The sequence below is a fragment of the Peribacillus sp. NPDC006672 genome (assembly GCF_050274955.1).
Taxonomy (GTDB): Bacteria; Bacillota; Bacilli; order Bacillales; family DSM-1321; genus Peribacillus.
The window spans coordinates 244,596-271,021 of record NZ_JBNNOR010000001.1 but is presented as its reverse complement, the minus strand read 5'-3'; the positions used below and the strand labels follow the sequence as shown (position 1 = coordinate 271,021).

Here is a 26,426-nt window from a genome sequence, read left to right as displayed (position 1 = left end):
CCCAAATGTACTTGCACTCGGCAAGTTAAAGGGGTGAAAAGGCTTGATGAGCCACTCCACGGTACCACCCTTTTTCGCATGAAACTCCATGCGCACTTTGAATAGCCTACACTATTCTCTGTTTTGGTAACGGGTACTGGTACGCACCCGTTCAGCCTTACTAGTCTGACGTTCAAGCTGAAACTCCAAGGTGAGTTCATCTTTTGGGACAATACCGGTTCTCAGCAACCCGGCTCTCTGTGAATGCCTTTTAAAAAGACTACTTATCCTCTTCAATGTTTTTCGCATTATTCATATTTTTTCGAAACGCTTATGTTTGATGTCTTGTATTTGTGATTATCTTACGTGTATTTCATGTAGTAGTCAACAGGTTTTTGAGAATTTTTTGATAATTCTAAATTGAAAGTTTTAGTGTATACGCTTACATACCTATCATTACCACATTCTATAAATAAATTATTTCAATTATTAATTTTTAAAAATGTTAGATTTCCATTTAGAATTTTAAAGTGATAAAAAACTTATTCATCAGAAACTCCAAATACACATCCATGTGTTTCCATGATCCATTCCAATATGCGGAATCACCCATTTTTCCTTTCGGCTTCACTTCTCACTGTCAATCTCCGAAAAGGTTGTTAACGCAACTCTTGATAGAAGACTTGGCCTCAATCCCTTTTGAAGGTCTCTCGTAGATAAACCGCCCGACATTTCAAGATGCGGAAAATCCCGGAACAATTCTAAGTCCCCTCCCCAAACAAATCCCAGGGATTTTGCTATGGCTGCAACTCTTGTCCACTTTTCTTCCTCTGTCCACAATACCCGCTTGCCGTCATCACTAACAATGACAAAATCTATAGCAAATCCATAGTTGTGCAAGGATTGGCCCGCTCTGGCATATGTCACGATTGGCTTTGATTTATTCGTTCTGCCTTGTTCATACAATACATTTTGTTCTGAGAAACTTCGGTAACCAGCCGTAATTTGAACAAATATCCCCGCTTCATAAGCTAATTTAACCACTTCAAGTATCGACTCGTTCACGACCGGGTCCATTTTGCTTCCCATGTTCCCCTTTGCGCGATTCAACAAGGTTTGTAATTTGATAGCCATCCTGGCACCTCCCCTATATTTAATGCGAACAATGCCGCAGACGGAAAGGCGCTTTATGCTAAATATATGACCGGAAGAAATTCAAGGGGTACTGGATTCACCATCATGCAAAAGGGCTGAACACAGAAGGATATAATCCAATCCCAGTGTCCAGCCCTCTGTTTCATTTAGCCAAAACATCCTCGTATTCTGCATTTTTTTCAAACTGTTTTTGAACGAACGAACATACCGGAACAATTCTAAGTTTTTCCTCACGGGCGAATCCTATTACCTTTTCGACAAGGGCATTTCCAACCTTTTGTCCGCGAAGCTTGTCAGAAACTACGGTATGATCAACTGTGATTTCATCATCACCTGATTTAAAGAATGTGATTTCTGCCAGTTTCTCGCCAGATTCTTCGACAAAAAAAGAACTTTCACCTTTTTTGATATCCACCATCTCGATGACCTCCTTATAATTCCTTTTTATCATATCTCACAAAATGGAAAATAAACAAATATTTAAAACTTGTTCAAATTATTACTGATGTGAAGTTTACTTACAAATAAAAGAGGGATGATAAAAAATGATCCCAGGGAGGTAAAAAGACATGACTAGGAAATCATGATTGATTATGAAATCTTTTAACAAGGTTTTTCTTACTCTTGTTCAACCATAATGTAATTTAGAGTTTTTCAAGCTTCTATTTTTTTATTGCAACTAATTAACAGAAGGAATCCTCCCATTGAGATGTAAGAATAAGTAAATTGAAACTAAAAAACTGCCCTATATAGGATAGGACAGAGCGTTATACTTTTATGAACAGAAAATATAAAATAATGATCGATAACAATATGACCATAAAAACAGCGATAAGAATTACGTGCGCACTTGAGGGCCGAAACGTACCTTCATTGATTTGCCGTTTCTTCTGCAGATAACCGAACGTTGCCAGCACCGTAATCACAAGGCCCAAAGCACATGCAAACATCCCCAGTATGATACTGATCAAGTCAATTCGGGCATCCCGATGCACACCAATCGTAAAATGCAGGCTCGTCGTGAGAAAGCCAACCCCCACTATCGCAATCACCGTTCTAATCCACGCCAGAAAAGTGCGTTCATTAGCCAGATGCTGTTGAGCATATTTCAATTGATTTTTCTCCATGTCATCACCTTAATTGAACATTTTAGATTCGATTCTTATGTAACTTATGTGAAAGACTTGTACCTTAATCCGCCGCCTTCAGGACTCGGGTCTCTCATTATCATTCATCTCTTAAGGAACGAAAAGGCCCTGAACATAGACCCGACAAACATTAGGCCTGCACCGCCAAGCAATAAATATATACATTGTGTTTTATCAATAATATCCAAAGGATAAAGTAAGGCACCCAGTGCACTGATTGCCCCTATCCCCGTTATGGTCCATCCTACTTTTTTCATTCGCAACTCCTAAAATGATGTATTTAGAGAAGATCCTTCAAGGGTTCCCCCTAAGTTTTACAAACAGGATCCCCTCCTCACTAATAGCTTAAACCATTTAAAAACCAACAACAAGTGAGATATCATAATTATCTTCCCACGAAAAAAAGAGCCATAATGACTCCCTGTTTTGAATATCCCCATTTTCAGCTGTCCTTTTTATCCTTCTCCATGTATTCTTTTATCTTTCTCTCTTCCCACTCAGACCCAAAGCTTCCGTGTGCAAAGGTTGTTAGACCGTGAACCAGAACTCCAATCCCCCACCCTCCAAGTGGATAAAAGAACCACCAATAACCAGGATCCGACAATAGGTTAATTGCAAAAAGCATTACATTCACCAATAAATACACCGTTAAATGAATGTAAAATGCCTTAAGGTTTTCCACCCTTTTTTTCGCTCTTAGATATCCATCTCCATTTTCCATTCCGGCACCTAAACACTTAAATATATAACCCTCAGCTTTTAATTATACGAAATTTATCTAATTTAAATTATAAGACGAGATGTGTTAACGCTAAATCGAGAGCCAGGAATTCGGAGAAATAAGTCAGTTTGATTTCACTCTATTGTATCCCCGTTCTTCATATGGCTGTATTTTTTCCATCCACACTTCTTCAAGTTTTTTCAATTCGCGTTTTGCATCGAAAAATCCTGTTTCTTTTGGCTTCAATATCTCCAGTATCTCAAAAGAAAAAGCCTCTTTCCCATATTGATTCCATTCACCTTGCAGCATTTTATTGGTGTTCGTTCCCATTTCCAATTCAAACTGCTTCCCCTTCAACGTCTTTAAATTTCTGGTGCTGCCGATAAAGACTTTATTATTTACCGTATTTCTTATTTGGTATACACCCGCTTCAACTTTCGTTTCTTTATATAATTGCTTCAATTCTTTTTTACGATCCATCTTCCTTGCCTCCAGTCATCATTTCTTCAGCCAATATTGGCCTCCATCAGGCTTCCTATCCAAAAATCCATATTCTATTAAATATCTTCGCAATAGAACATGATCATGATAAACAGCACCCAATATTTGATTGATTTCTTTTTCTTCGTATTTTCGCTCATTTTCAAAACGCTTCGTAATTTCCAGGAGAATGATAAGCCTTTGTTTTTCCTTTGGCGGGAAAGACTTTAATCCACCTTGACTGCCATTAGGGAAATACTTTTTCAGTACAGTAATCTTTTCATCCTCGGTAACGTTATAACGGTCATCGACCATCCTTGCTTTTTGATGAAGGGGGATGAACGCTGGCGCATATTCATCTTTATCTTTCAAAAGTTCCATCATGGCTAAAAACAACTTAGCCTGCCGCTCTTTCTCTTTCAACACAAAGCGATGGTTACGAATCGTGGAAGAACTTCCAATCCCCATTTCCTCTTGAACCTCAGCATCATTCTTCCCCTGGTAAAAAAGGCGAAGAAGGCGATTTTGGTGGTCCGTAAGACCTGTAAGTTTTTTATCCAGATCAATCAAGTATTCAAAAACGGAACGGTGTGCATGCTCAATATGAATCCGCATATACCTCTCAGCTTCATAAAGAACCCCCTCTTCCGGATATACTATCCCCTTTTCAATTGTATTTCCGCACAGTAAACAAATATACTGGTTCCCTCCTTCGATATACCCTTGTTTAAGCTCATCCTGAGATGCGCTCCAAAACATTTCAGCGTCCTTCATAAAACCAAACACTTCCTCATAAAGTTTATAATATACTAAACATAATATTAATTTGTTTATAATATGTCAATGTTTTTTCGTTTTTTTATAATTGCACCAAAGTATATACGGATTATACCAGCATTCTTGAAAGTCGGAAGGGATTCATAAAACGAGGGTGACAGGTAAAGTGAACAAGTTTTCCGAGGGGGGCGGGTGATCGACCTTTCTCCATTCAACCAAGTTAATGATCCCCCTGGTACTATTCCGCTATAATGCATTGAATAATTGAGCGTAAATGTCGAAATATAGCCTTCATCTATCTTATCTAAATAATATGCTATATAAGAGCGAAAAAGCTTTGGATGAGGATATATCATTGAAAGATGAAGATGAACACGAACCGATTGTTTCTTCAAACCAAACCATAACCCCGGTTTACATTTGCCATTACATTATTTATCTGAACAATTCAAGGTCTCACTGACAGAATTACGCGATAAAATTGAAATACTTTTACAAAAACAAATCAAGTATGCATCAACTTAGTGAAGAAGATCATAAAAGTCCAAACCTTAAATAGAACTTGATAAATATAGAAAAAGACATCATGCTGCAGTTTGTAGACACAAGGGTTATATCTTTGGAATGGGTGTGCTAGACTCATGCGGGAAAAGCGCGTCCAGGGGAGACGCCGCGAGCGGACCGCCCGCGGAAAGTTGAGAGCCTCGAGGCAATGTTCAAATTGTACAAACCTAAAAAAACACCCCGTAAATGTTAGTTTCGTGTCTAACATTTACGGGGCAGTTCAAGTTTATCTACAGTCTGAAGCATCCATGATTGGATGCCTTTTTCTATGGGGCATATGAAATTCCTAGTATAAGTCCTTCGTTAAAGCTTATAAAATATTAGCTTGGCACAAACTTAAGTATTCCTTCCAGATAAACACCTTGTTCTTTTCGCGAGCATTCCCTCAACTTGATTCTTCCCTCTTTTTCTAGCTCCTTGGCTAATTGGACCACCTTAGTTCCATCTTCGGATATTTCGACTGAAAAGAAATTGCCCCGAGTGGAAGTTTGAATGAACTTGAATAATCGATCTTTATTCATTTAAACATCTCCTTATTTATAACAAGTTCGACACAAAAGATCATCCACCTGCGATAAATATGAAATAAAAAACTTCTTACAATCAGTATTGATTCAATGGATGCAAAAGGAAATGCATTTTTTCTACGTTCATTCCATATTCCCTCGTTAACTAAAAGCGGCACAGAAAAAGTAAAAAAGCCAAAACCTTAAAAGGTTTTGGCTTTTTACGTTAGTGTCCCAGGAGAGATTCGAACTCCCGACCGACGCCTTAGAAGGGCGTTGCTCTATCCAGCTGAGCTACTGAGACGTTTATGATATAAGTTGCGGTAAAACTTATGTATTACCTTAACTGTTCCCTTAGGACACTTCTTATTATAGTAGGATATGAAAAGAAAGTCAACGGTTTTTCATAAAAAGTTTTTTTCTTTTTTTCATGAACCAGGAAGCGGGGAAAAACGCTTCCTGGTCATTATACATGAAGTCATCCCATTTGATAAGCATTTCTTAGTTCCTCAACGATTTTTCCTTCAAGGTCATAATAGGTGATTTCGAGTTGGCCTGTTCCCATTTCCAAAATGGCATAGGTTTTCTCTTTTCGTCCACGCGGCTGGCGTATGCTTCCCGGGTTGATGAAGAGCTTGCCGTCAATCAATTCGGAACCTGCAGCGTGGGAATGACCAAAACAAATAATATCCGCTTCAGTCTCTTCACTTTTATATGATAAATTCATCAGGGTCATCTTTATGTTATAGAGGTGTCCATGAGTAATGAAAAAACACTTGCCTGCGATGTTCTCCACAATGTCAGTCGGATATGCCGAATCATAGTCACAATTCCCGCGTACGGCTAAGAAATCGGACATATGAGGATCATTTCTTTCCAGCTCTGAATCACCGCAATGGATTACGGCAGAAACTTCTTGTTTATGACGGTCGGTTATCATGCTGATTTCATGAGTTAGGCCATGACTGTCACTCATTATTAGCACTTTCATCGTCACTTTCCTTCTTCCCTTTTTAGAAATAAATCAAGCTTTTCATCTAGCGTCCTCAATGCGCGGGCACGGTGGCTGATTTGGTTTTTTTCCTCTTTTGTCAATTCGGCGTTTGTTTTGCCCTGCTCTTTAACAAAAAAGATTGGATCATAACCAAATCCATTCGTTCCTGAAGGCTGTTCTGTAATCAAGCCCTCCATCGTTCCCGATACAGTAATCGTTTCCTGGTTGGGCGACGCGAGTGCCAAGGCGCAATAAAATCTCGCCGTTCTTTCCTCTTCCGGCACTCCTTCCAGTTCCCTGAGGACTTTTTCCGTGTTCGCTTCATCACTCTTGGACTCTCCAGCATAGCGTGCAGAATATACGCCCGGACGGCCATCCAATGCATCTACAATCAATCCGGAATCATCCGCAATGACAAAGTGGCCTAGCTGATGGGCGATGGCCTCTGCTTTCAGGATCGCATTTTCTTCAAAAGTTGTACCTGTTTCCTCCACATCCGGTGCATCCGGTACATCGAGAAGCGTTTTGACTTCATACCCTTTAGCAGAGAACAAGCTTTCGAATTCCTTGGCTTTCCCTTTATTTTTCGTTGCAATGATTACTGACTTCATTCTTCATTTCACCCTTTTTGTATTTTATCGGCTATGGCTCGTGATATGTAATGTAAAAGCCGTTTTTTTCTCCAGTTCCCCGCAATTGAATGAATTCACCGCTGCCTGTCATGATGAAATTCAGATAACAAGGGCCGCTGAATCTTCCAGATAATTTAAGTCTAACACAACTCCCGCTTCTTCAATAACCCCGAAAATTGTAGCCGCCAGAAATTTTTAGCTGAAAAACTGCCAGTCCTCCTGCAATTTTTAAAACAAGGAGACAAAGCGACGAAGGCTTCTTTAATGGAACCTGTCCGGGTACCGCCGTCTGCGTGAATTACACCATAATAAATTTAGGTCGATTGAACACCGGGCGCCTTCGCATGACTGTTAATAAAGGAAAGATTTAAACAGAAGAAGATTAACCTACATTTTCAAGCCTCAATTTCATGTTAAAAACTTAGATTCTGTCTATGAACTTCGGAATACCTTAAAAAAATCATAATGTTTCAGAAAGACCATTGAAGCTCTTTAGCACTTGGAGATGCAGTCAAATAATTAAGCACAAAGGGTATCAGAAGTTATCGGTTTAGGGGAAGTGCCTTCACTTATGTTAAAGATTCCCCCCGATGAATTACATTATTACAAGATATTTTTTCCTTTTAAAATTTTATTTATGTAGAAACTTTCTAACGAATAGTGAATGTTTGGGGATTACCTATCAATCTAAACAATGGTTAAAATAAGTTTTATCAAGAATCGGATATATGGCATTAGATTTTTCTATGAACATTTAAGCAAGGGGCTCTGTCTTCAAAAAGCAGGTAACCATTAGACTATTGTTATTGGTGATAAAAAAAGAATAAGAGGCAGCTGCTGGCTGCCTCCTTGTGCTATATCCATATATATCTTCCTTAAAAACTACCTGTGTTGACTTTCTCTGGACGGACCACTGGTTCAGATAGTTTCTTACCTTCCTCATTAAGAATATCGGCGCTGCCCTTCACTTGTACTTCAACGCTTTCAATTCCTTTCTGTTCCGTCAAAGAAAGGACCAAGGCATCAAGGACTTCTTGTGACACCTTTTTCTCTTTAAAACTTCCAAGGATATTTTCATTGAAATTAAGGCTGACCTTACCTTTTGCCACTTTAGGTTTGTCAAGTAAAGCTACATCACTCATGAACCCCGTTTGCAAGTTAGAACCCGAAGGACTCTTCGTTAATTCCTGGATGACTGCAGTTACATTATCAGACACCGTTTCGCTGATCCGACGTGTTACCGGAACATAATAGGCGTACTCCTCGTTACCGCCTACATAATAAACAGTCAGAGCTTTTGAATTCGAAATGTCGACCACGTCACTCGTATCGATATTGATTCCTGAAGATCTCGAGATATTCTCATCTATCGGTGTCCCATTGACCGGCATTTCGGAAATATCTTCCCCATTTATTCTCATTTGGATTTTATCGACCGAGTCGAATTGCGTCAGGGTCCATGTAATGGCTTGAAGGATTTTAAGTTCATCCTCTTTTTGATAGTTTTTGAACTCCGGTGAAAAGTCCGCTACAGCCACTCCATCTTTAATGTCCACGCTTATTTGGGTATCGGCAGGAATGACGGCCCTGAATCCATTTGGAAGTTTATCCGTGACTGGACCGTTATTGACAAGGTAATCAAGCGCCTGTTTTGCGATGGCTTCGGATTTAGGAAGTTCCAATGTCTGTGGAACCACATACCCACTTTTATCAATTAAATATAACTCTGTCTTCACTGTTTTCGATTCAACAGCACCAGCGCCTTTTTTTCCATCTGTTGCAGGCTTTTCTTCACCATTCATTTCTTTTAATGAAGATTCATCCTCGACTAATGATACATCCTTTGGTGGATCAATTTCCTTTTTCTCTTCACCGCCAAATAATCCGCAGCCTGAAAGCCAAAAAGAAGATGCCAGAATGGTCACAGCCATTGTTACTTTTGATTTATTGGACATAAAATCACTCCTAGGACAGTTTGTACTCCTATTTATACGAGCCCTAAAGGAAAATAGACCAATTATTTTCCTCTCTGATAATGGAGCTGGGCAATTTGCCTGTACTGCTGCATGTTTGTAAGCTTCAACGCAATTTCGGGACTTCTGCCAGTATATGATTCTGTTGATATGTCTTATTTCCCATAATCGCCGTATCAATTGTCCGCTTCCCCTTCTGTCTCTTCAATCCTACTTATGCTCCATTCTTCTCTGGCATTATATCCATCCAGGCTTGTATAAACATAACTATATGCTTTTTCATTTTTCCCCTTTACGAAAATAAGGCTTCCAAATGGAAGCCTTATAGGTGATCAATTTTAATGGTTTCGATTGTATTGGTATGAATACCGAGCCAGCTCGATGCGATAGAACCAAACATATCTCTTGAACCGGTAGTATAAAAGCGATGAACCGGACGGAACTTGCTTTTATTGATTAATTTATAATAATCCAAAATGACACTTGCCTCACGGGCCGTCTCTTCCCCAGAGGAAATGACTTGTACTTCATCCCCCATATAGTTTGAGATTACAGGCCCCAGCAGTGGATAATGGGTACAGCCAAGAATCAATGTGTCGATCTTCGTTTTCTTCAGCGGGTTCAAGGTTTGTGCCACGACCCTATTAACGATATCCCCTTGAAACTCTCCGCTTTCTACGATAGGGACAAATTTCGGGCACGCTAGACTATCTACTTTCACATCGGAATTGATGGAAGCAAGTGCATCGTCATAAGCTTTGCTTTTCACCGTGCCTTCCGTACCAATAACGCCAATATGCAAGGAGTTCGAAACTTTCAATGCCGCCCTTGCCCCAGGATGGATAACACCCAATACAGGAATCGGAAGTATTGCCCTGATTTCATCCAGTACAGCTGCAGTCGCTGTATTGCAAGCGATGATCAGCATTTTTATATCCTTCTTAATCAGGAACCTCGTCATTTGCCATGTGAAGGTTTGGACATCTTTTTTGGTCCTCGGCCCATAAGGGCATCTTGCTGTATCACCTAAGTAAATTATATTTTCATTTGGAAGCTGACGCATGACTTCTTTAGCTACTGTCAAGCCGCCTACCCCTGAATCAATGATTCCTATCGGTTGTTTCAAAAAACTCGCCTCATTTTTCTTTCATTTCTTGATGTAGTTTTGCTAGAATCCCTCGGAGGGACACGATGTCAGATTCGTTGAAATTGACTAACACGCCACTCAAGTACTGCTGGCGTTTATTAATCACTTCTTCGATAATCCGTTCACCTTCGTCAAGAAGGTGAATACGAACCACACGCCGGTCCTTTTCATCTTTGACACGCTTAACAAGCTGATGTTTCTCCATGCGGTCAATCAGATCCGTCGTTGTGCTGAAGGCGAGAAACATATTCGTGGATAATTCGCCAATCGTCATGTCGCCTGCTTCAAAAAGCCATTGCAAAGCCAGGAATTGAGGAATGGTAATTTTATAATCATTGAGAATTTCCCGTCCCCTTTGCTTTATCCATGACGATACATAGCGCAATTCCCTCTCAATATCGGCTACATAAGCAACCTGCTTCTCTTCATCCATACACACAGCTCCCCACTTCATGAAACTTATCATACTACCATTTTGGATGAAAGTGAAATGATTTTCAAGATTGATTGTCCGGAATCATAATGAAACCCCCTTCATAAAAATAAGCAGCATCCAAAGAAGTCAAAACAACCAAATTGTTTTGTCCTTCCTTATATGCTGCCAAATAGAACGGGAGAGAAAATATTTATAAGGCTTACGTATTAAGTGTCAACACATTAAAGCTTAAGTTCTCCCATACGAAGGAGTTCTATGACTGCCTGCGAACGTCCTTTGACTCCAAGCTTCTGCATCGCATTTGAAATATGGTTTCGAACTGTTTTTTCGCTAATAAACAATTCACCTGCGATTTCTTTTGTTGTTTTGTCTTGTACTAGTAACTCAAATACTTCTTTTTCTCTTTTGGTGAGTAGTGGCTTATGAGTGAATTCGTTCTCCTTCAAGTAATGTTACCCTCCTTGCCTTCACCAGCATAAAACCCGGAGTGGGTGTCTATTTAGTCAAGATATAGTATGTCGGCCAGTTCAAGGAAGTGACTCTTTTACTTGTCTAAATCGAAATATTTTTAGGGATGTTCAAGCTCCGTATGCCCCACATCAATCGCTTCATCTCTTCTGTCCAAGGTATCGGCTTTCCGGTGGCTTTGGAGACCTGGACAATCGTTCCCCTACCCGTCAAACAAATTGAACCGTCTTGTTTGGTTCCCATATAATGTATGTCTACAGAAGATTTTCCGATATGGTCAGCTTTCACATGGATTGTCAATTGATCATTGAAAAACACCTGCTGCAGGTAATCACACTGTAGATCTGCAACAACCGGTATCTCATCACATCCATCCGATGTCCAATCCTTCATAAAACCCATGCTCTCGAAATAATCAATCCGCGCTTCTTCAAAATAAGTAAAAGGAATCGTGTTATTCAAGTGCCTAAACATATCAGTTTCCGAAAAGCGGACCTTAATCTCATGTTTAAAGGAAAAATCATTGATCCACTCGGTTATATTATCGATATATGATATTCTGCTCAACTTGTGCACTCCCTTTCAAATATGAATGACTATTCACTCATTTTATAAGAAAATTACGATAATGAAAAGGGTTTTCTATTGAAAGCTGTTTAATTTGATTATTGCTCACTTCACTAATCATATCGAGTATCCTTTGCAGGAGGCCGATGTCAGTGGATATGGTCGATTTCCCCCTCCGATGCCGCGAACCATTCACACTTCGTTCTTAATTTTTTTCAGAACGCCATGCAAAGCTATCATATTTTATGGATTTGCTACCGGTCTCTATCGTTCAAGTCTTGAATTACAAAGAGAAAAAAAGAACCCATATCCAAAGATACAGGTTCTTTCATTGTCATGATTAAACTTCGTCGCTTCCAAAGAAGTTACGGAATTGTTGAATGGCAGTATCACGGTTCAATGCTGCAATCGAAGTCGTTAATGGAATTCCTTTAGGGCAAGACTGCACACAGTTTTGTGAGTTACCGCAGTTTGCAAGTCCTCCATCGGACATGATTGTATTTAAACGTTCCGCTTTATTCATTGCACCAGTTGGATGTGCGTTGAATAAACGAACTTGTGATAATGGTTGTGGTCCCATGAAGTCTGAATTGCTGTTTACGTTCGGACAAGCTTCCAAACAAACACCGCAAGTCATGCATTTAGACAATTCATATGCCCATTGGCGTTTCTTTTCTGGCATACGCGGTCCTGGTCCAAGATTGTACGTTCCATCGATTGGAATCCATGCTTTTACCTTTTTCAATGAGTCGAACATACGGCTGCGATCGACTTGAAGGTCACGAACAACAGGGAAAGTACGCATTGGAGCAAGACGAACCGGCTGTTCTAATTGGTCAATAAGAGCTGTACATGATTGTCTAGGTTTACCATTGATAACCATTGAACAAGCACCACATACTTCTTCTAGACAGTTCATGTCCCAAGCAATTGCTGTAGTGTGTTTACCTTGTACTGTTACTGGATTACGACGAATTTCCATTAAAGCGGAAATTACATTCATATTCGGACGGTACGCTAATTCAAATTCCTCATCATAAGGAGCTGAATCCGGTGTATCTTGACGAGTGATTATAAAACGGACTGTTTTAGTCTCAGATTTAGTTTCAACCATTTTTTTGCTCCCCCTCTTTAATGTTTCGTTGTGTAATCACGTTTACGTGGTGCGATCAGTGATACATCAATATCTTCATAATGGAATTCAGGTGCTTGATCCAAGCCTTTGAATGTTGCCATTGTTGTTTTCATGAATTTATCATCATTACGTTCTGGGAAATCAGGTTTGTAATGAGCTCCACGGCTTTCGTCACGGTTTAAAGCACCAATTGTGATTACACGAGCCAATTGCATCATGTTTTGAAGCTGTCTAGTGAAGGCAGCTCCTTGGTTGCTCCATTTAGCAGTATCGTTGATGTTAATTTTCTTGTAACGTTCCATCAACTCAAGAATCTTGTTATCAGTTTCTTTCAACTTGTCATTGTAACGAACTACAGTAACATGCTGTGTCATCCACTCACCAAGTTCTTTGTGCAGGACGTAAGCATTTTCGTTACCATCAAGAGACATGACTTCATTCCATTTTTCCTGTTGTTGTTTTTCGTAGCCTTCAAACAATGAAGCAGGAATGGATTCTGAAGTTTTATCAAGGCCTTCGATATATTTAACGGCATTCGGTCCAGCGACTGAACCACCAAAAATTGCAGAAAGAAGTGAGTTCGCACCAAGACGGTTACCGCCATGTTGAGAGTAGTCACACTCACCTGCAGCGAATAAACCTTTAATGTTGGTCATTTGGTCATAATCCACCCAAAGTCCGCCCATAGAATAGTGAACGGCAGGGAAAATTTTCATTGGAACTTTACGAGGATCTTCACCCATGAATTTCTCGTAGATTTCAATGATTCCGCCAAGTTTAATATCAAGTAATTTAGGATCTTTATGAGATAGATCCAGGTAAACCATGTTTTCTCCATTAATACCAAGCTTCATGTTCATGCATACGTCGAAAATTTCACGAGTCGCGATATCACGAGGTACTAGATTACCGTAAGCAGGGTATTTTTCTTCAAGGAAATACCAAGGTTTTCCGTCTTTATATGTCCAGATACGTCCACCTTCACCACGAGCGGATTCACTCATTAGACGAAGTTTGTCATCTCCAGGGATTGCTGTTGGGTGAATTTGAATGAACTCACCATTTGCATAATTTACACCTTGTTGATAAACGATGGAGGCTGCTGAGCCTGTATTGATCATTGAGTTAGTCGATTTACCGAAAATGATTCCAGGGCCGCCGCTCGCCATGATGACTGCGTCGCCAGGGAATGATTTGATTTCCATTGAAGTCAGGTTTTGAGCTACGATACCGCGTGCCGTTTGATCATCATCGATAACGGCTCCAAGGAATTCCCAGCCTTCATATTTCGTTACAAGGCCTTCCACTTCATAACGGCGAACCTGCTCGTCCAATGCGTAAAGTAATTGCTGACCAGTTGTTGCACCAGCGAATGCTGTACGGCTGTGTTGAGTACCACCGAAACGACGGAAATCAAGAAGACCTTCAGGAGTACGGTTGAACATAACGCCCATACGGTCAAACATATGGATGATTGATGGTGCTGCATCGCACATTGCTTTAACCGGCGGTTGGTTAGCCAAGAAGTCTCCGCCATAAACTGTATCGTCAAAGTGGATAAATGGAGAATCCCCTTCACCTTTTGTATTTACTGCCCCATTGATTCCGCCTTGGGCACAAACTGAGTGAGAGCGTTTAACAGGTACTAAAGAAAATAAATCAACCTGTTGTCCCAGCTCTGCTGCTTTGATCGTAGCCATTAATCCAGCTAGACCTCCACCTACGATAATAATTTTACCTTTACCCAATTCTGTCACTCCCTTATTTCCATTAGCAAAGCTATGTTTTTCCTAACAATTATAAATGAACTCCATCTTCTTATACGAAAGCGAAAATTGCACTTACTCCAACATAAGAAAGAAGAACGAAAATGATCAAAGTAACGTAAGTCATGATTTTTTGTGATTTAGGTGAAATTGTCAGACCCCAGCTCACTGCAAATGACCATAATCCATTTGAGAAGTGGAAAATTGTCGAAATGACACCAACTAAATAAAATGCAATCATAAATGGATTAGAGAAAATCTCTGCCATCATGTCAAAGTCAACCTCTGTACCCATAGCTACTTGAATCCTAGTTGACCATACATGCCAAACAAGGAAAATCAACGTAATGATTCCGCTTAGACGTTGTAAAAAGAACATCCAATTTCGGAAAAAACTAAATTTACCTAAATTATTTTTAGCTGTGAACGCGATATAAATCCCGTAAACCGCATGATAAATCAAAGGTAAGAAAATGATGAAGATTTCCAGAAAATAACGAAACGGTATGCTTTCTAAGAAATGTGCTGCTGAATTAAATGCTTCCGGTCCCTTTGTTGCCATATAGTTGGTAACTAAATGCTCCAACAAGAACAGCCCGATCGGAATAACTCCAAGTAGTGAATGAAGTCTACGATTCCCAAACTCACGATTTTTTGCCACTAAGTGCCCCCCCTTAATTTGTGAAAAATCATGCAAAGATAAACTGGTGGCTACCTTTTATCTCCGCGTGAAAATAAAGTATAGAGTCAAACAACTACCCCTATACTTCCCTTTACAATTATGTGACATGTCCATTTTACTCCTGACTTCTATGTGCGTCAAGAAAACGGATACAAGAAATCTCTTTTTCAGAATAGATTTTATTGGATTAAATTGCCTATTTTTTATTCATCAAGAAGATATTTTGGAGAAATTACTAATTATCTCGGTATAATTTATCATTTTTTTCCAATTGCTGTTTAAATAAATAAAAAACAGTATAATTTGCAAAAGAAAAACGTTTATAATAGATTTACAGAAAGAGGCGATAAACTATGAAAAAAAATATTGCTGCTGCGATAGAAGAAGAGATTCAAGCTGAAGAAATTCAAACTGAAGAAATTCAAACTGAAGAATTCCAAGTTCCAGCTTTCGGATACGAATTAATCAGAGAAGTTCTATTGAACGATATTCTCGGAAAAGACTCTAATCAAATCCTCTATTGGGCAGGTAAACAGTTAGCACGAAAATTCCCATTGAATGGCGATCAAGAAGTTATTGAATTTTTCCAGAGCGCGGGATGGGGCAACCTGGAAATCATGAAGTTTACGAAAAATCAGATGGAATTATCCCTGTCGGGTGAAATAATCAGCCGCCGTATGGATTTACATCCTGACTGTCACTTCCAACTTGAAGCCGGTTTCCTTGCCGAGCAGTTTACACTGCAAAAAAAATTCCTCAGCGAATCAACGGAAGAAATCAAACGCCGCGCAAAAAAAGTGATATTCACCATTCAATGGGATCCCAGAGATCAAATCTAATGAGCCCTTAAAACAGACTTACCCTTTTTACCGGAAGTCTGTTTTTTATTGGACTCCCTACTCTCTCAAGCTAGCACATTTGCATGCTGTCCAAGTTTAAATGCTTCATGAAGAGATTCGACCGCCTTAACCATTTCCTTTTCATTGACGACAGTCGAGACTTTAATTTCAGATGTACTGACCATTTTCACTTGGATGCCTGTATTGGCCATCACTTCAAACATCTCGGCAGCCACTCCTGGGTTGGAAACCATACCAGATCCGACGATGGACACTTTGGCCAATCCACCCTCCGTTTCGACTCGGTCGAATGACAATTGTTCCTTATTGTTTTCCAGTACGATCAAGGCCGTTTCCATGTCTTCACTTTTTGTGGAAAATGATAGATTGGTCGTATCCTCGGCTGTCATGCTTTGAATGATGATGTCCACATTAATCCGGTTTTTCGCAAGTGTCGTGAAAATTGTGGATAATGCACCAAGTGATTGGGGCAAGCCATATATTGTGACCCTTGTAATACTGTCTTCAAAAGCAATGCCGCGTACAATTAAGTTTTCTTCCATAGTTGCTTCCTCCTCAATGATCGTTCCTGATTCTCTCTCCATGCTCGAACGGACTTCAAGCGGAATTTGATAATTTTTTGCATATTCTACAGCCCTTGGATGAAGGACGCCGGCCCCTAGGTTGGCAAGTTCCAGCATCTCATCATAAGAAATGGATTGGAGTTTACGTGCGCCTTTTATGTAGCGTGGATCCGTAGTGAAAACACCCGTTACATCCGTATAAATATCGCACCTATCCGCCTTCAGCGCTGAAGCGATGGCAACTGCCGTCGTATCGGAACCGCCTCGCCCTAAGGTCGTGATTTCCCCATTTACATCGTTCCCCTGGAAACCGGCAACGACCACAATTTTCTTCTCCTGGAGCTGAGCTTGAATCCTCGTGGCATCGATGTTTAAAATCCGGGCATTCCCATGAACGGATTCCGTTTGCATGCCAGCCTGCCAGCCAGTGTACGAAATGGCTTCATGTCCCTCTTCAATCAATGCCATCGTTAACAGGGATATCGTGACCTGTTCCCCCGTGGTCAATAGCATATCCATTTCCCTCTTGCTCGGTGTTCCGGAAATATCCTGGGCCATGGAAACCAATTGATCCGTGGTTTTCCCCATAGCTGAAACAACGACGACTACCTCATTTCCATTGTTCACTTCCTCAATAACCCGATTGGCAACATTTTTTATTTTTTCTACGCTTCCGACCGATGTCCCGCCGAATTTTTGAACGATTAATACCATCCTAATGCACCCTCTCTACCCTTTTAGGCAATAAAAAAAGCAATGAGAAATATCTCATTGCTGTGATCACATATCCAATACTGTAAACACAGTGAGATAGCTCTCCAGGGCATAAACCCTGACAATCCGCCATTTATTAAATGTCAGACCAGAAAAACAAGGTATGAGTCTTGTCTTCCTTCGGCGTCATCCCCTTTCAAAACCTTTCATGGAAGCTCATACTTCTCCAGGTTTTTACTCTTGAATTCCGCACCTCTATCAGCACTTTTAAGTTGTCTAGTTAAAAATTCCTTCTAATCATAGCATAGAGAATTGCAGGCAGCAAGATTATTCTTGCAATTTTCTAACGATTCCCTCAGCTACCCCTTTTGGCATGCCAGCTTCCATGATTTCCTCGGCCGATGCCTCTTTGATTTTCTTCAATGACCCAAAATGCCTTAATAATTGCTTTCTCCGCTTTTCCCCGACTCCCGGAATATCATCAAGCTGGGAGTGAACCGCGTTTTTCCCGCGCAGCTGGCGATGAAACGTAATCGCGAACCGATGCACTTCATCCTGAATTCTTTGCAATAAATAAAATTCCTGACTACGTGAATCAAGCGGAACAAGTTCAAGCGGATTTCCAATCATTAATTGCGAAGTCCTATGCTTTTCATCTTTAATCAGACCGGAAAGTGGAATATCAAGACCCAATTCATTTTCCAAAATATCCCGAACTGCTTCCACATGGCCCTTTCCGCCATCAATGATAATTAAGTCCGGGAGCGGCAGCCCTTCTTTTAATACTCGTGAATACCTTCTTCTGACAACTTCACGCATCGATTCATAATCATCAGGTCCCTGGACCGTTTTGATTTTATATTTACGGTACTCCCTTTTTTCCGGTTTCCCATCAATGAACACGACTAAAGCGGAAACAGGGTCACTTCCCTGGATATTCGAGTTATCGAAAGCTTCAATTCGATGCGGGGTGTAGATCCCTAATTGGTTCCCGAGGTTTTCCACCGCATTAATCGTTCTTTCTTCATCCCGTTCTATCAATGAAAATTTTTCTTGAAGGGCGATGGAGGCATTTTCATTCGCCAATTTAAGCATGTCTTTTTTCGATCCCCGTTTCGGGTGAATCGTTTTGACACCTAGCAGACCTTCGGCCATTTCAGCATCCACTGACTCAGGCAGCAGGATTTCCTTTGGTTTAAAGTGGTTGGTAATCTCGTAAAACTGACCGAGGAATGTAAGAAGTTCCTGTTCCGGTTCATCATAGACAGGAAAAAGTGAAACATCCCTTTCGATCAATTTACCCTGTCGGACAAAAAATACCTGAACGCACATCCAGCCTTTATCATAGGCAAACCCAAATACATCCCTGTCGATGAAATCGGTCGTCATCATTTTCTGCTTCTCCATCGTAATATCGATGTGGGCAATTTTGTCACGATACTCCTTGGCCCTCTCGAAATCGAGCTCTTCTGATGCCTCTAGCATTTTTTCAGTCAGTTCTTTTTTTATCTCAGTATGTCCGCCATTCAAGAACCGGTTGATATCATCCACCATTTTTTTATATTCCTGTTCCTCAACATCATATACACATGGGGCAAGGCACTGGCCAAGGTGATAATAAAGACAAACGCGATCCGGTAAGGTATTGCATTTTCTTAGGGGATAGATGCGATCGAGCAATTTTTTCGTTTCGTTGGCTGCAAAAGCATTCGGATATGGACCGAAATACTTCCCTTTATCTTTTTTGACTTTACGCGTAATGATTAGACGTGGATGCCGTTCCGCTGTCAGCTTGATGAAAGGATACGTCTTATCATCCTTAAGCATGACATTATATTTTGGATCATGTTTTTTGATTAAGTTCAACTCTAAAATGAGAGCCTCAATATTGGAAGAGGTTACGATGTATTCGAAATCCTCTATCTCACTCACAAGCCGCAATGTTTTTCCATCATGTGATCCCGTGAAATAAGAACGTACACGATTTTTCAACACTTTAGCTTTGCCTACATATATGATTGTTCCCTGACGATCTTTCATTAAATAACAACCAGGTTGATCGGGAAGAAGGGCAAGTTTATTCTTTATTTGTTGGTTCATGCATTCAGCCTCCTGTTCTCCCATTTTACAATTATTATATATCAAGATAGCGAAAAAAGCTTCAAGTCCGCAGACTTGAAGCTTTTTTTAGCTAACTTACTATTACGCGTGTTTTGCAATAAGTTCAGCAAGTGCTTCTTTAGGTTGGAAACCAACCACTTTATCCACCACTTCACCGTCTTTAAGGACGATTAGTGTCGGGATGCTCATCACACCGAATTTCCCAGCTGTTTCTTGGTTTTCATCTACATCCACTTTTACGATTTTCGCTTTATCGCCAATTTCAGTATCAAGCTCTTGAAGAACAGGAGCGATCATTTTACAAGGTCCGCACCATGGAGCCCAAAAATCTACAAGAACTACACCCTCGTTAGTATCTGTAGTGAAAGTTTGGTCAGTTGCATTTACAATAGCCATATATATTTCCTCCTCAAATTTACTTAAATAACTAAAGACAGTATACCATTGTTGCTAGAATCGACGCTAATTTTTTGCTTCAGTGGTAGGATGTCCAAAAAAAGTGTAAATATACAGGCTCAAGCGTTGCCGAATAACCCCAAAAAATGAAGGGGCAAGACATGTATCGGCTTTTGCCAAATGTCTTGCCCCTTTTTTCTATTAAGCGTTAACTTTTAGTTTTTTGAATTCTTCCGTCAGTAATGGAACGACTTCGAAAAGGTCCCCGACAATTCCATAATCAGCTACATTGAATATATTGGCTTCGGGGTCTTTGTTGATGGCAACGATAACCTTGGAGTTGGACATCCCAGCTAAATGCTGTATCGCTCCAGAAATCCCGCAGGCGATATAAAGATCAGGTGTAACGACCTTACCCGTTTGCCCGATTTGCAAAGAGTAATCGCAATAGTCCGCATCACATGCACCGCGGGAAGCACCTACCGCTCCGCCAAGAACTTGTGCCAGTTCCTTTAATGGTTCAAAACCATCTTCACTTTTCACGCCACGGCCGCCTGCGATGATTACTTTTGCTTCTGCAAGGTCGACCCCTTCACTAGCTTTTCTAACAACATCTTTAATGATTGTGCGTAAATCCTTAATATCCACACTTAATGCAGTAACCTCACCAGTGCGTGCCTCATCTTTCGCTAATGGTTCAATATTGTTAGGACGGATTGTCGCGAATATCACGCCATCTGTAACAATTTTCTTTTCAAATGCTTTACCAGAATATATCGGGCGGGTGAAAACGATATTTCCGCCTTCTTCTTCAATGGATGTAACATCGGAGATCAATCCTGATTCAAGTTTTCCAGCCAATTTAGGTGCAAGGTCTTTTCCTAAGGCCGTATGACCAAAGAAAATCCCTTCTGGCTTTTCCTGCTCGATGGCAGCAAGCAAGCTTTGAGCATAACCATCTGAAGTATATTGTTTCAATTGATCATTTTCTATAGCAATAACCCGGTCTGCACCATACTGGATCAATTCATCACCAAAATTTTGAACACTGTCACCAACTAAAACACCTACGATTTCCCCGCCATCTGCAGCAAGTTTAGCCGCACCGATAGCTTCAAATGATACATTTCTTAGTGAACCGTCGCGAACTTCGCCCAATACAAGAAACTTTCTAGCCATTTATAAAAACCTCCTGTGCTCTATTTTATCTTTTTGTCGTGTGCTGTTGTTTTGAAAAGGACCGTTTCGATTAAATCACTTTTGCTTCGCTTCGTAATAATTGAACAAGTTCGCTAACTTGATCACCGATTTCGCCGTTCAATACTTTTCCAGCTTCTTTTTTAGCAGGAAGATAGATTTCAATCGTTTTTGTTTTTGCTTCAACATCTTCTTCTTCCAAGTCCAGGTCATCCAATTCCAATTCTTCAAGAGGCTTCTTCTTCGCTTTCATAATTCCTGGCAAAGAAGGATAACGTGGCTCATTTAGACCTTGCTGAGCTGTCACTAACAATGGAAGGGAAGCTTCGATCGTTTCAGAGTCCCCTTCAACATCACGGATAACGCTTACATTTCCATTTGCGATATCAAGTTTCGTGATTGTTGTAATATAAGGAATTTCCAATATCTCGGCAACGCGTGGCCCCACCTGACCGGAACCGCCATCGATTGCAACGTTCCCTGCAATGATTAAATCGGCATTTTTACCTTTTAAGTATTCGCCTATAATTTTGGCAGTCGTGAATTGGTCGCCATTTTCTATGTCGTCTTCTATATTTATCAATACGGCTTTGTCAGCCCCCATTGCAAGCGCTGTGCGTAATTGCTTTTCAGCCTCTTCGGTTCCGACAGAAATAACCGTAACTTCGCCGCCCTGTGCATCACGCACTTGAATTGCTTCTTCAACAGCATACTCATCGTATGGGTTAATGATGAATTCTGCTCCATCCTCATTAATTTTCCCATTGGATAGTGTAATTTTTTCTTCTGTATCAAATGTTCTTTTCAGCAGCACATAAATGTTCACGATAATACCTCCCGAATGATTTGAGTTTTGAAGATTATGAATTTTATTGATATATATTATTGTATTCTTCAAGTTTCAGCAAAATCCTGCATAATATTTAAAAATAGTTATTTATCTGACCGTAAACCTCATTTCCCTTTGAATACAGCATCCCTTTTTTCAATAAAAGCGCCAATTCCTTCTTGTGCATCAGCAGTATCGAAAGCTTGGCCAAAGAGAACTGCCTCCCTCTCCACTCCTTTATAGTAGGAATCATGCTTGGAATAATTTAATAATTCTATAGCCGCCTTTAAAGCCAGTGGGCTTTTCTTGGCAATTTTATTGGCTAGTTCCTTCGCTTTTGGAATCAGTTCTTCATCGGTGAAGGAATGATTTGCCAATCCGCATTGCACCGCTTGGATACCTGTAATCGGTTCACTTGTAAACAGCATTTCAGCGGCCTTTGCCATACCGACATATCGCGGAAGACGTTGGGTGCCGGCAAACCCGGGGATTAAGCCCAACTGCAGCTCAGGCAAACCTAGTTTTGCCCTTTCGGTTACCAAACGGATGTGACAGGACATAGCCAGCTCCAATCCTCCGCCAAGCGCCGCTCCATGAATGGCTGCAATGACCGGTTTTGGAAAAGATTCAATTTTCTCAAATGCAGATTGACCATTCTTGGTCAGTTTCTCGAAAGCTTTACCATTTTTCACTTCTGTAAACTCTTTTATATCTGCTCCTGCAGAGAAAAACCTTCCTTCACCATGAAGAAGGACAACCCGTACGGCTTCGTCCTGCTCAATTTGATCGAAGGCTTGTGAAAGCTCCCCAATGATTGCCGATGAAAGAGCATTTGCGGGTGCATGATCAATCGTTATAAATGCCACATGATTTTCGACAGAAAGCTTAAGGTATTCCATATCTATCCCTCCAGGCATGTAGTCAAACTTTTTCGATAATTCAATATGTATCACTTCCCGATAAAACTGGAAGCAGAATTAACCGATTCTTTCGAGGATGGCTAGCCACCCTCTATTTAAATCGTTAACTTTTCAAGCCACAGCCGCCAATTAGAAGGCGGTGAACGTCTGGTGCAAGGTCTGGGAGCGAATACTTTTGCTCATTCATGACCCAAGTCGTCACTGTTTCGTCAATCGTTCCAAAAATCATCTGCCTTGCTAGTAAATTATTTAAATCAGGCAGAAATTCGCCGTTCTCTTTTCCTTCTATAATGATCTGATCGATTAAATTTAAATACCCTCTTAACACATCATTAATTCTTAGGCGTAATTCTTTATTCGACTGTCTTAATTCCAACTGAGTGACAATTGCTAAATTCACGTCTTCTGAAAGGTTTTGAAAATGTTTTTGGATGAGCACCTGCAGTTTTTCCGAAGCAGTTCTCTTTCCTTTTATTTCTTCTTCGATCTGTTCCACAAAATAGCCCATCTTTTCATGAAATAATGATATTAGGATATCTTCTTTATTTTTAAAATAAAGATAAATGGTGCCATCCGCTACGCCTGCCTGCTTGGCGATTTTGGATACTTGGGCTTGATAGTAGCCGTTTTGGGCAATGACGATAACGGCCGCATCAATAATTTGATTATACTTTGGTCTGTTGCGTTTCACTGGATGTCCCCTTTCAGAAAATGAATGAATCATCATTCATATTTCTATCATAAAATGACGACCCTTTACTGTCAAGAAAAAACTTCTAAGAGTGCTGACATTCCACTTGCTTATTGTACAGCCCCCATCCATAGGTTGTCCAGCCGTTCTGAAAAACACGGAGCTTCATTCCGCTGCTCCGTATAAATGGGATGCTTGTTTAAGCTTCTTTTCTTTCCTCGGATATTTTTTTCTTTTCTTCTTCGATAAGGACTCTTCTCAAAATCTTTCCTATCGTCGTTTTAGGAAGTTCTTCCCTGAATTCATAGCTGCGCGGTACCTTATAGGAAGCCAGGCTCTTTCTTGCAAAATCATTCAATTCTTCTTCAGTGACCCTGGCATTTTTTTTCAGTACGACATAGGCTTTGACGGTCTCACCGCGATATGGGTCAGGGATACCTGCCACGACTACCTCCTGTATGGCCTCATGTTCGTATAGCACCTCTTCCACTTCACGTGGATAGATATTGAAGCCGCCTGCAATGATTGTATCTTTTTTCCTCTCGACTACATAAAAGAACCCCTGCTCATCCATGTAACCCAGATCGCCTGTTAGCAGCCAGCCATTTTTAAAAGTGCTTTCCGTTTCATCCGGGCGGTTCCAGTAACCTTGCATTACCTGTGGTCCTTTTATGGCAATCTCACCAATTTCGTTCGGAGGAAGCTCTTCACCGGTTTCCAAGGATAGAACCACAGAGTCTGTATCTGGCCATGGCAATCCAATGCTTCCTTTTACACGCGGCTGATCCCAGATGAAATTAGCATGGGTCACAGGGGAGGTTTCAGACAGTCCAAAACCTTCAACCAGCTTCCCGCCGGTAATTTTCTCAAACCGCTCTTGGACCTCTAATGGCAATGGTGCAGAACCGCTTATACAGGCATTGATGGAAGAAAGGTCATATTTAGCGATATCCGGATGATTCAATAGGCCGATATACATCGTTGGCGCTCCTGGAAACATGGTCGGTTTCTGTTTTTGGATGGTTTTAAGCGTCGCTTCAACATCAAACTTCGGCATGATGATCATGGTGTTCCCCTCCATGACGGAAAGAACCAAGACTGTCGTCATACCGTACACATGGAAGAATGGCAGAATGGCAAGGACCCTTTCCTCACCGCGCTTATTTTTATAAAGCCAGGCATTGCACATTTTCGTATTTGACAGCAAGTTCTTATGGGTAAGCATGACACCTTTGGGAAAGCCTGTTGTCCCCCCTGTATATTGCAAAAGGGCAAGGTCATTATTCACATCGATCGGCTCGGTGACTTCTTCGGGGATCTTTCGTTTCATGATTTCAGAAAATAAATGATGATTGCCCGAATGCTCCACATTGATGACGATGCCGTATTGCTTTTTTTGAATAAAAGGATAGATAAGATTTTTCGGGAAAGGCAAATATTCTTTGATAGCGGTTACAATTATATGTTCTATATCCGTTCTTGAAGCGACGGCAGCGACACGGGGAAATAAAATATCCATCGCTAAAATTATTTTCGCTCCGGAATCTTTCATTTGATACTCTAGTTCACGTTCGGTATAGGTTGGATTCGTTTGAACCACGACTCCGCCGGCCATCAATATCCCAAAAAAGCTTATGACACCCTGAGGGCAGTTAGGAAGCATGACGGCAACGCGCTCTCCTTTTTGAAGACCGATACTTCTTAAATAGGCTGCGAACTTTAAGGCAGATTCATACACTTCTTGGAAAGTTAATTCTTTTCCCTGGAAATGAATCGAAACTTTATCAGGGAATTCTTCGGCTGATTCCTTCAAAAAAGAATAAAGAGGTTTATCTTCGTACGACAAAACAGCTGGTATCTCTTCCGGATAAATAGCTTGCCATGGCTTATTGCTCATTTGCCCCCTCCTTCTGAATATTCTCAATACTCTTTATCATTATAATACAACCGGGATTTTCTTACAATTGCTGAAATTCAGAAAAAATAAGCATAAAAGCTGTTAATGAGTGGTGGAGCAGTCATTATGACTTGTACCGGCCATGATGGAATATTGGATGAAACACTAAAAAAGAGAAACAAAAAAAGGAGTGTTTTACTCCTTAGTTTTAATTCTATACCAATATTTATATTTTTCTTCAAATCCCAATTTTTCGTATAAGCAAGAAGCAGGCTCATTCGTTTCTACGACCTGAAGATAAGCATTTTTTGCCCCATTTTCTTTACCCCAATGCAATAGATTACGAATGAGTTTTGCACCATAGCCTTGGTTTCGAAAGTTTTCATGGGTAATGATATTGTACAGGCCTATGTATTCGTCTTCCAAAACACCCAATCCACTTGCTGACACGGTTCCACTCTCATCAGTCAACAACATAAAGCATGTTTTTGGAATGATATTCCCTAACATCTTTTTTAGGATGGTTTGATCATGATCATGAACATTACTTAGCAGGCAGAAATGGTGAAACCAGTCATCGTGTAAATGCTCATACTTCATGACATTGGTTTCATTCGGTGATTCTGTTTCTACCAAATTCAATACCTGGACACTTGTTGTACCTTCAAGGACATATCCGGACTCTTCCAGAACATTATCCAAGATGATAGGCTTAGCCTGTGGAGTGATTTTGTACACGGCCTTATCATTTCTTGCAAAATACAATTGTTCACAATTCATTATTTTCTTTTTCACATTTTCATTCGATAAATAGATGGGATTGATAGAATTCGCCCGTTTCGTATATCCATCCGCAAATCGGATAACCCAGCCATCATAGATTTGCGTTTGCAGGGCCGGTAAAGCGTTCATCGATAATTCTTCAATCTTTTGCATCAATTTAGAGCGATTCATGTTCTTCCTCCTCTTCCGAAAAGTCTATTTGACCATTATCATTATACACGCCCGCCCTTTTTTTAATAGACTTCAAATAAAAGAAGCGGCACAACGGCCGCTTCAATTGAAGAAAATCATATAAACGATTCCTAACAGAAAAAAGATTCCGCAA

28 protein-coding genes, 1 tRNA gene, 1 riboswitch and 1 other annotated feature are annotated in these 26,426 nt (G+C 40.5%); of the genes, 1 reads left to right on the top strand and 28 read right to left on the bottom strand.

The features are described 5' to 3' along the window. Nucleotides 1-26 precede the first annotated feature (26 nt). Nucleotides 27-285 (bottom strand) — a binding site (T-box leader). 321 nt (nt 286-606) lie between these two features. The 19 genes from ACQKKK_RS01380 to ACQKKK_RS01290 form a co-directional block, all read right to left on the bottom strand. Beyond that, nucleotides 607-1,113, bottom strand: a complete 507-nt coding sequence (locus tag ACQKKK_RS01380; protein WP_427613516.1) for a M15 family metallopeptidase — start codon at nt 1,111-1,113, stop codon at nt 607-609. A gap of 163 nt (nt 1,114-1,276) precedes the next feature. Continuing rightward, nucleotides 1,277-1,552 carry a GNAT family N-acetyltransferase gene (locus ACQKKK_RS01375; protein WP_089361687.1) on the bottom strand — a complete coding sequence of 92 codons (276 nt, stop codon included), beginning with the start codon at nt 1,550-1,552 and terminating at the stop codon, nt 1,277-1,279. Nucleotides 1,553-1,901: 349 nt separating this feature from the next. Next, nucleotides 1,902-2,261, bottom strand: a complete 360-nt coding sequence (locus ACQKKK_RS01370) for a YidH family protein (RefSeq protein ID WP_427613513.1) — start codon at nt 2,259-2,261, stop codon at nt 1,902-1,904. Nucleotides 2,262-2,365: 104 nt separating this feature from the next. After that, the gene (locus tag ACQKKK_RS01365; protein WP_427613511.1) at nt 2,366-2,539 is read right to left on the bottom strand and encodes a hypothetical protein; all 174 of its coding nucleotides are present in this window, start codon (nt 2,537-2,539) and stop codon (nt 2,366-2,368) included. Between the two features lie 185 nt (nt 2,540-2,724). Then, on the bottom strand, nt 2,725-3,003 hold the full coding sequence (locus tag ACQKKK_RS01360; RefSeq protein ID WP_427613509.1) for a 2TM domain-containing protein: 279 nt from the start codon (nt 3,001-3,003) through the stop codon (nt 2,725-2,727). 123 nt (nt 3,004-3,126) lie between these two features. Further along, on the bottom strand, nt 3,127-3,483 hold the full coding sequence (locus ACQKKK_RS01355; protein WP_427613507.1) for a GIY-YIG nuclease family protein: 357 nt from the start codon (nt 3,481-3,483) through the stop codon (nt 3,127-3,129). A gap of 18 nt (nt 3,484-3,501) precedes the next feature. Then, nucleotides 3,502-4,257, bottom strand: a complete 756-nt coding sequence (locus tag ACQKKK_RS01350; RefSeq protein WP_427613505.1) for a DUF2087 domain-containing protein — start codon at nt 4,255-4,257, stop codon at nt 3,502-3,504. A gap of 887 nt (nt 4,258-5,144) precedes the next feature. After that, nucleotides 5,145-5,345: a hypothetical protein gene (locus tag ACQKKK_RS01345; protein ID WP_061464291.1), complete on the bottom strand. Its 201-nt coding sequence runs from the start codon at nt 5,343-5,345 to the stop codon at nt 5,145-5,147. 215 nt (nt 5,346-5,560) lie between these two features. Next, nucleotides 5,561-5,634, bottom strand: a tRNA-Arg gene (locus ACQKKK_RS01340). A gap of 174 nt (nt 5,635-5,808) precedes the next feature. Continuing rightward, the gene (locus ACQKKK_RS01335; RefSeq protein ID WP_427613503.1) at nt 5,809-6,321 is read right to left on the bottom strand and encodes a metallophosphoesterase family protein; all 513 of its coding nucleotides are present in this window, start codon (nt 6,319-6,321) and stop codon (nt 5,809-5,811) included. Nucleotides 6,322-6,323: 2 nt separating this feature from the next. Beyond that, the gene (locus ACQKKK_RS01330; RefSeq protein ID WP_427613501.1) at nt 6,324-6,935 is read right to left on the bottom strand and encodes an XTP/dITP diphosphatase; all 612 of its coding nucleotides are present in this window, start codon (nt 6,933-6,935) and stop codon (nt 6,324-6,326) included. 896 nt (nt 6,936-7,831) lie between these two features. Beyond that, nucleotides 7,832-8,911 (bottom strand): GerMN domain-containing protein, encoded by a 1,080-nt coding sequence (locus ACQKKK_RS01325; RefSeq protein ID WP_427613499.1) that lies wholly within the window; start codon nt 8,909-8,911, stop codon nt 7,832-7,834. A gap of 340 nt (nt 8,912-9,251) precedes the next feature. Then, nucleotides 9,252-10,055: a glutamate racemase gene (gene racE / locus ACQKKK_RS01320; RefSeq protein WP_427613497.1), complete on the bottom strand. Its 804-nt coding sequence runs from the start codon at nt 10,053-10,055 to the stop codon at nt 9,252-9,254. A gap of 10 nt (nt 10,056-10,065) precedes the next feature. Next, entirely contained in the window at nt 10,066-10,530 is a 465-nt protein-coding gene (locus ACQKKK_RS01315; protein ID WP_427613495.1) for a MarR family winged helix-turn-helix transcriptional regulator, read from the bottom strand. A 203-nt stretch (nt 10,531-10,733) separates the two neighbouring features. Further along, nucleotides 10,734-10,958, bottom strand: a complete 225-nt coding sequence (locus tag ACQKKK_RS01310; protein ID WP_028392149.1) for a helix-turn-helix domain-containing protein — start codon at nt 10,956-10,958, stop codon at nt 10,734-10,736. 106 nt (nt 10,959-11,064) lie between these two features. Then, nucleotides 11,065-11,547: an acyl-CoA thioesterase gene (locus ACQKKK_RS01305; RefSeq protein ID WP_427613493.1), complete on the bottom strand. Its 483-nt coding sequence runs from the start codon at nt 11,545-11,547 to the stop codon at nt 11,065-11,067. A 340-nt stretch (nt 11,548-11,887) separates the two neighbouring features. Beyond that, nucleotides 11,888-12,661 carry a succinate dehydrogenase iron-sulfur subunit gene (gene sdhB, locus ACQKKK_RS01300; protein ID WP_061464304.1) on the bottom strand — a complete coding sequence of 258 codons (774 nt, stop codon included), beginning with the start codon at nt 12,659-12,661 and terminating at the stop codon, nt 11,888-11,890. A 17-nt stretch (nt 12,662-12,678) separates the two neighbouring features. Further along, nucleotides 12,679-14,430 (bottom strand): succinate dehydrogenase flavoprotein subunit, encoded by a 1,752-nt coding sequence (gene sdhA / locus ACQKKK_RS01295; RefSeq protein ID WP_427613492.1) that lies wholly within the window; start codon nt 14,428-14,430, stop codon nt 12,679-12,681. Between the two features lie 70 nt (nt 14,431-14,500). Continuing rightward, nucleotides 14,501-15,109, bottom strand: coding sequence for a succinate dehydrogenase cytochrome b558 subunit (locus ACQKKK_RS01290; protein ID WP_427613490.1), 609 nt, complete (start codon nt 15,107-15,109; stop codon nt 14,501-14,503). A 374-nt stretch (nt 15,110-15,483) separates the two neighbouring features. On the opposite strand from ACQKKK_RS01290, the gene ACQKKK_RS01285 reads away from it, so the two are divergent. After that, a complete protein-coding gene (locus ACQKKK_RS01285) occupies nt 15,484-15,969 on the top strand; it encodes a YslB family protein (RefSeq protein WP_427613488.1) in 486 nt (161 codons plus the stop codon). 65 nt (nt 15,970-16,034) lie between these two features. On the opposite strand, the gene ACQKKK_RS01280 is transcribed toward ACQKKK_RS01285, so the two are convergent. The 9 genes from ACQKKK_RS01280 to ACQKKK_RS01240 all read right to left on the bottom strand — a co-directional run bounded on the left by ACQKKK_RS01280 (nt 16,035) and on the right by ACQKKK_RS01240 (nt 26,272). Beyond that, complete coding sequence (locus ACQKKK_RS01280; RefSeq protein ID WP_427613486.1) at nt 16,035-17,267, bottom strand: aspartate kinase; 1,233 nt, start codon at nt 17,265-17,267, stop codon at nt 16,035-16,037. An 89-nt stretch (nt 17,268-17,356) separates the two neighbouring features. Continuing rightward, a riboswitch (Lysine riboswitch) is annotated at nt 17,357-17,533 on the bottom strand. Nucleotides 17,534-17,594: 61 nt separating this feature from the next. Beyond that, on the bottom strand, nt 17,595-19,367 hold the full coding sequence (gene uvrC, locus ACQKKK_RS01275; protein ID WP_427613484.1) for an excinuclease ABC subunit UvrC: 1,773 nt from the start codon (nt 19,365-19,367) through the stop codon (nt 17,595-17,597). A gap of 102 nt (nt 19,368-19,469) precedes the next feature. After that, nucleotides 19,470-19,784: a thioredoxin gene (gene trxA / locus ACQKKK_RS01270; RefSeq protein WP_427613482.1), complete on the bottom strand. Its 315-nt coding sequence runs from the start codon at nt 19,782-19,784 to the stop codon at nt 19,470-19,472. 201 nt (nt 19,785-19,985) lie between these two features. Further along, nucleotides 19,986-20,963 (bottom strand): electron transfer flavoprotein subunit alpha/FixB family protein, encoded by a 978-nt coding sequence (locus tag ACQKKK_RS01265; protein ID WP_427613481.1) that lies wholly within the window; start codon nt 20,961-20,963, stop codon nt 19,986-19,988. Nucleotides 20,964-21,033: 70 nt separating this feature from the next. Next, entirely contained in the window at nt 21,034-21,807 is a 774-nt protein-coding gene (locus ACQKKK_RS01260) for an electron transfer flavoprotein subunit beta/FixA family protein (RefSeq protein ID WP_089361703.1), read from the bottom strand. Between the two features lie 128 nt (nt 21,808-21,935). Further along, nucleotides 21,936-22,709: an enoyl-CoA hydratase gene (locus ACQKKK_RS01255; RefSeq protein WP_427613479.1), complete on the bottom strand. Its 774-nt coding sequence runs from the start codon at nt 22,707-22,709 to the stop codon at nt 21,936-21,938. A 124-nt stretch (nt 22,710-22,833) separates the two neighbouring features. Next, a complete protein-coding gene (locus tag ACQKKK_RS01250) occupies nt 22,834-23,421 on the bottom strand; it encodes a TetR/AcrR family transcriptional regulator (protein WP_427613477.1) in 588 nt (195 codons plus the stop codon). Between the two features lie 199 nt (nt 23,422-23,620). Then, nucleotides 23,621-25,318, bottom strand: coding sequence for a long-chain-fatty-acid--CoA ligase (locus ACQKKK_RS01245; RefSeq protein ID WP_427613475.1), 1,698 nt, complete (start codon nt 25,316-25,318; stop codon nt 23,621-23,623). A 195-nt stretch (nt 25,319-25,513) separates the two neighbouring features. Further along, a complete protein-coding gene (locus ACQKKK_RS01240) occupies nt 25,514-26,272 on the bottom strand; it encodes a GNAT family N-acetyltransferase (protein WP_427613474.1) in 759 nt (252 codons plus the stop codon). Nucleotides 26,273-26,426: the final 154 nt, after the last annotated feature.

Coding starts and splice junctions, on each gene's coding strand:
- ACQKKK_RS01380 (WP_427613516.1), bottom strand. CDS start 1,113: ATGGCTATCAAATTACAAACCTTGTTGAATCGCGCAAAGGGGAACATG.
- ACQKKK_RS01375 (WP_089361687.1), bottom strand. CDS start 1,552: ATGGTGGATATCAAAAAAGGTGAAAGTTCTTTTTTTGTCGAAGAATCT.
- ACQKKK_RS01370 (WP_427613513.1), bottom strand. CDS start 2,261: ATGGAGAAAAATCAATTGAAATATGCTCAACAGCATCTGGCTAATGAA.
- ACQKKK_RS01365 (WP_427613511.1), bottom strand. CDS start 2,539: ATGAAAAAAGTAGGATGGACCATAACGGGGATAGGGGCAATCAGTGCA.
- ACQKKK_RS01360 (WP_427613509.1), bottom strand. CDS start 3,003: ATGGAAAATGGAGATGGATATCTAAGAGCGAAAAAAAGGGTGGAAAAC.
- ACQKKK_RS01355 (WP_427613507.1), bottom strand. CDS start 3,483: ATGGATCGTAAAAAAGAATTGAAGCAATTATATAAAGAAACGAAAGTT.
- ACQKKK_RS01350 (WP_427613505.1), bottom strand. CDS start 4,257: ATGAAGGACGCTGAAATGTTTTGGAGCGCATCTCAGGATGAGCTTAAA.
- ACQKKK_RS01345 (WP_061464291.1), bottom strand. CDS start 5,345: ATGAATAAAGATCGATTATTCAAGTTCATTCAAACTTCCACTCGGGGC.
- ACQKKK_RS01335 (WP_427613503.1), bottom strand. CDS start 6,321: ATGAAAGTGCTAATAATGAGTGACAGTCATGGCCTAACTCATGAAATC.
- ACQKKK_RS01330 (WP_427613501.1), bottom strand. CDS start 6,935: ATGAAGTCAGTAATCATTGCAACGAAAAATAAAGGGAAAGCCAAGGAA.
- ACQKKK_RS01325 (WP_427613499.1), bottom strand. CDS start 8,911: ATGTCCAATAAATCAAAAGTAACAATGGCTGTGACCATTCTGGCATCT.
- ACQKKK_RS01315 (WP_427613495.1), bottom strand. CDS start 10,530: ATGAAGTGGGGAGCTGTGTGTATGGATGAAGAGAAGCAGGTTGCTTAT.
- sdhB (WP_061464304.1), bottom strand. CDS start 12,661: ATGGTTGAAACTAAATCTGAGACTAAAACAGTCCGTTTTATAATCACT.
- ACQKKK_RS01285 (WP_427613488.1), top strand. CDS start 15,484: ATGAAAAAAAATATTGCTGCTGCGATAGAAGAAGAGATTCAAGCTGAA.
- ACQKKK_RS01280 (WP_427613486.1), bottom strand. CDS start 17,267: ATGGTATTAATCGTTCAAAAATTCGGCGGGACATCGGTCGGAAGCGTA.
- uvrC (WP_427613484.1), bottom strand. CDS start 19,367: ATGAACCAACAAATAAAGAATAAACTTGCCCTTCTTCCCGATCAACCT.
- trxA (WP_427613482.1), bottom strand. CDS start 19,784: ATGGCTATTGTAAATGCAACTGACCAAACTTTCACTACAGATACTAAC.
- ACQKKK_RS01265 (WP_427613481.1), bottom strand. CDS start 20,963: ATGGCTAGAAAGTTTCTTGTATTGGGCGAAGTTCGCGACGGTTCACTA.
- ACQKKK_RS01255 (WP_427613479.1), bottom strand. CDS start 22,709: ATGGAATACCTTAAGCTTTCTGTCGAAAATCATGTGGCATTTATAACG.
- ACQKKK_RS01245 (WP_427613475.1), bottom strand. CDS start 25,318: ATGAGCAATAAGCCATGGCAAGCTATTTATCCGGAAGAGATACCAGCT.
- ACQKKK_RS01240 (WP_427613474.1), bottom strand. CDS start 26,272: ATGAATCGCTCTAAATTGATGCAAAAGATTGAAGAATTATCGATGAAC.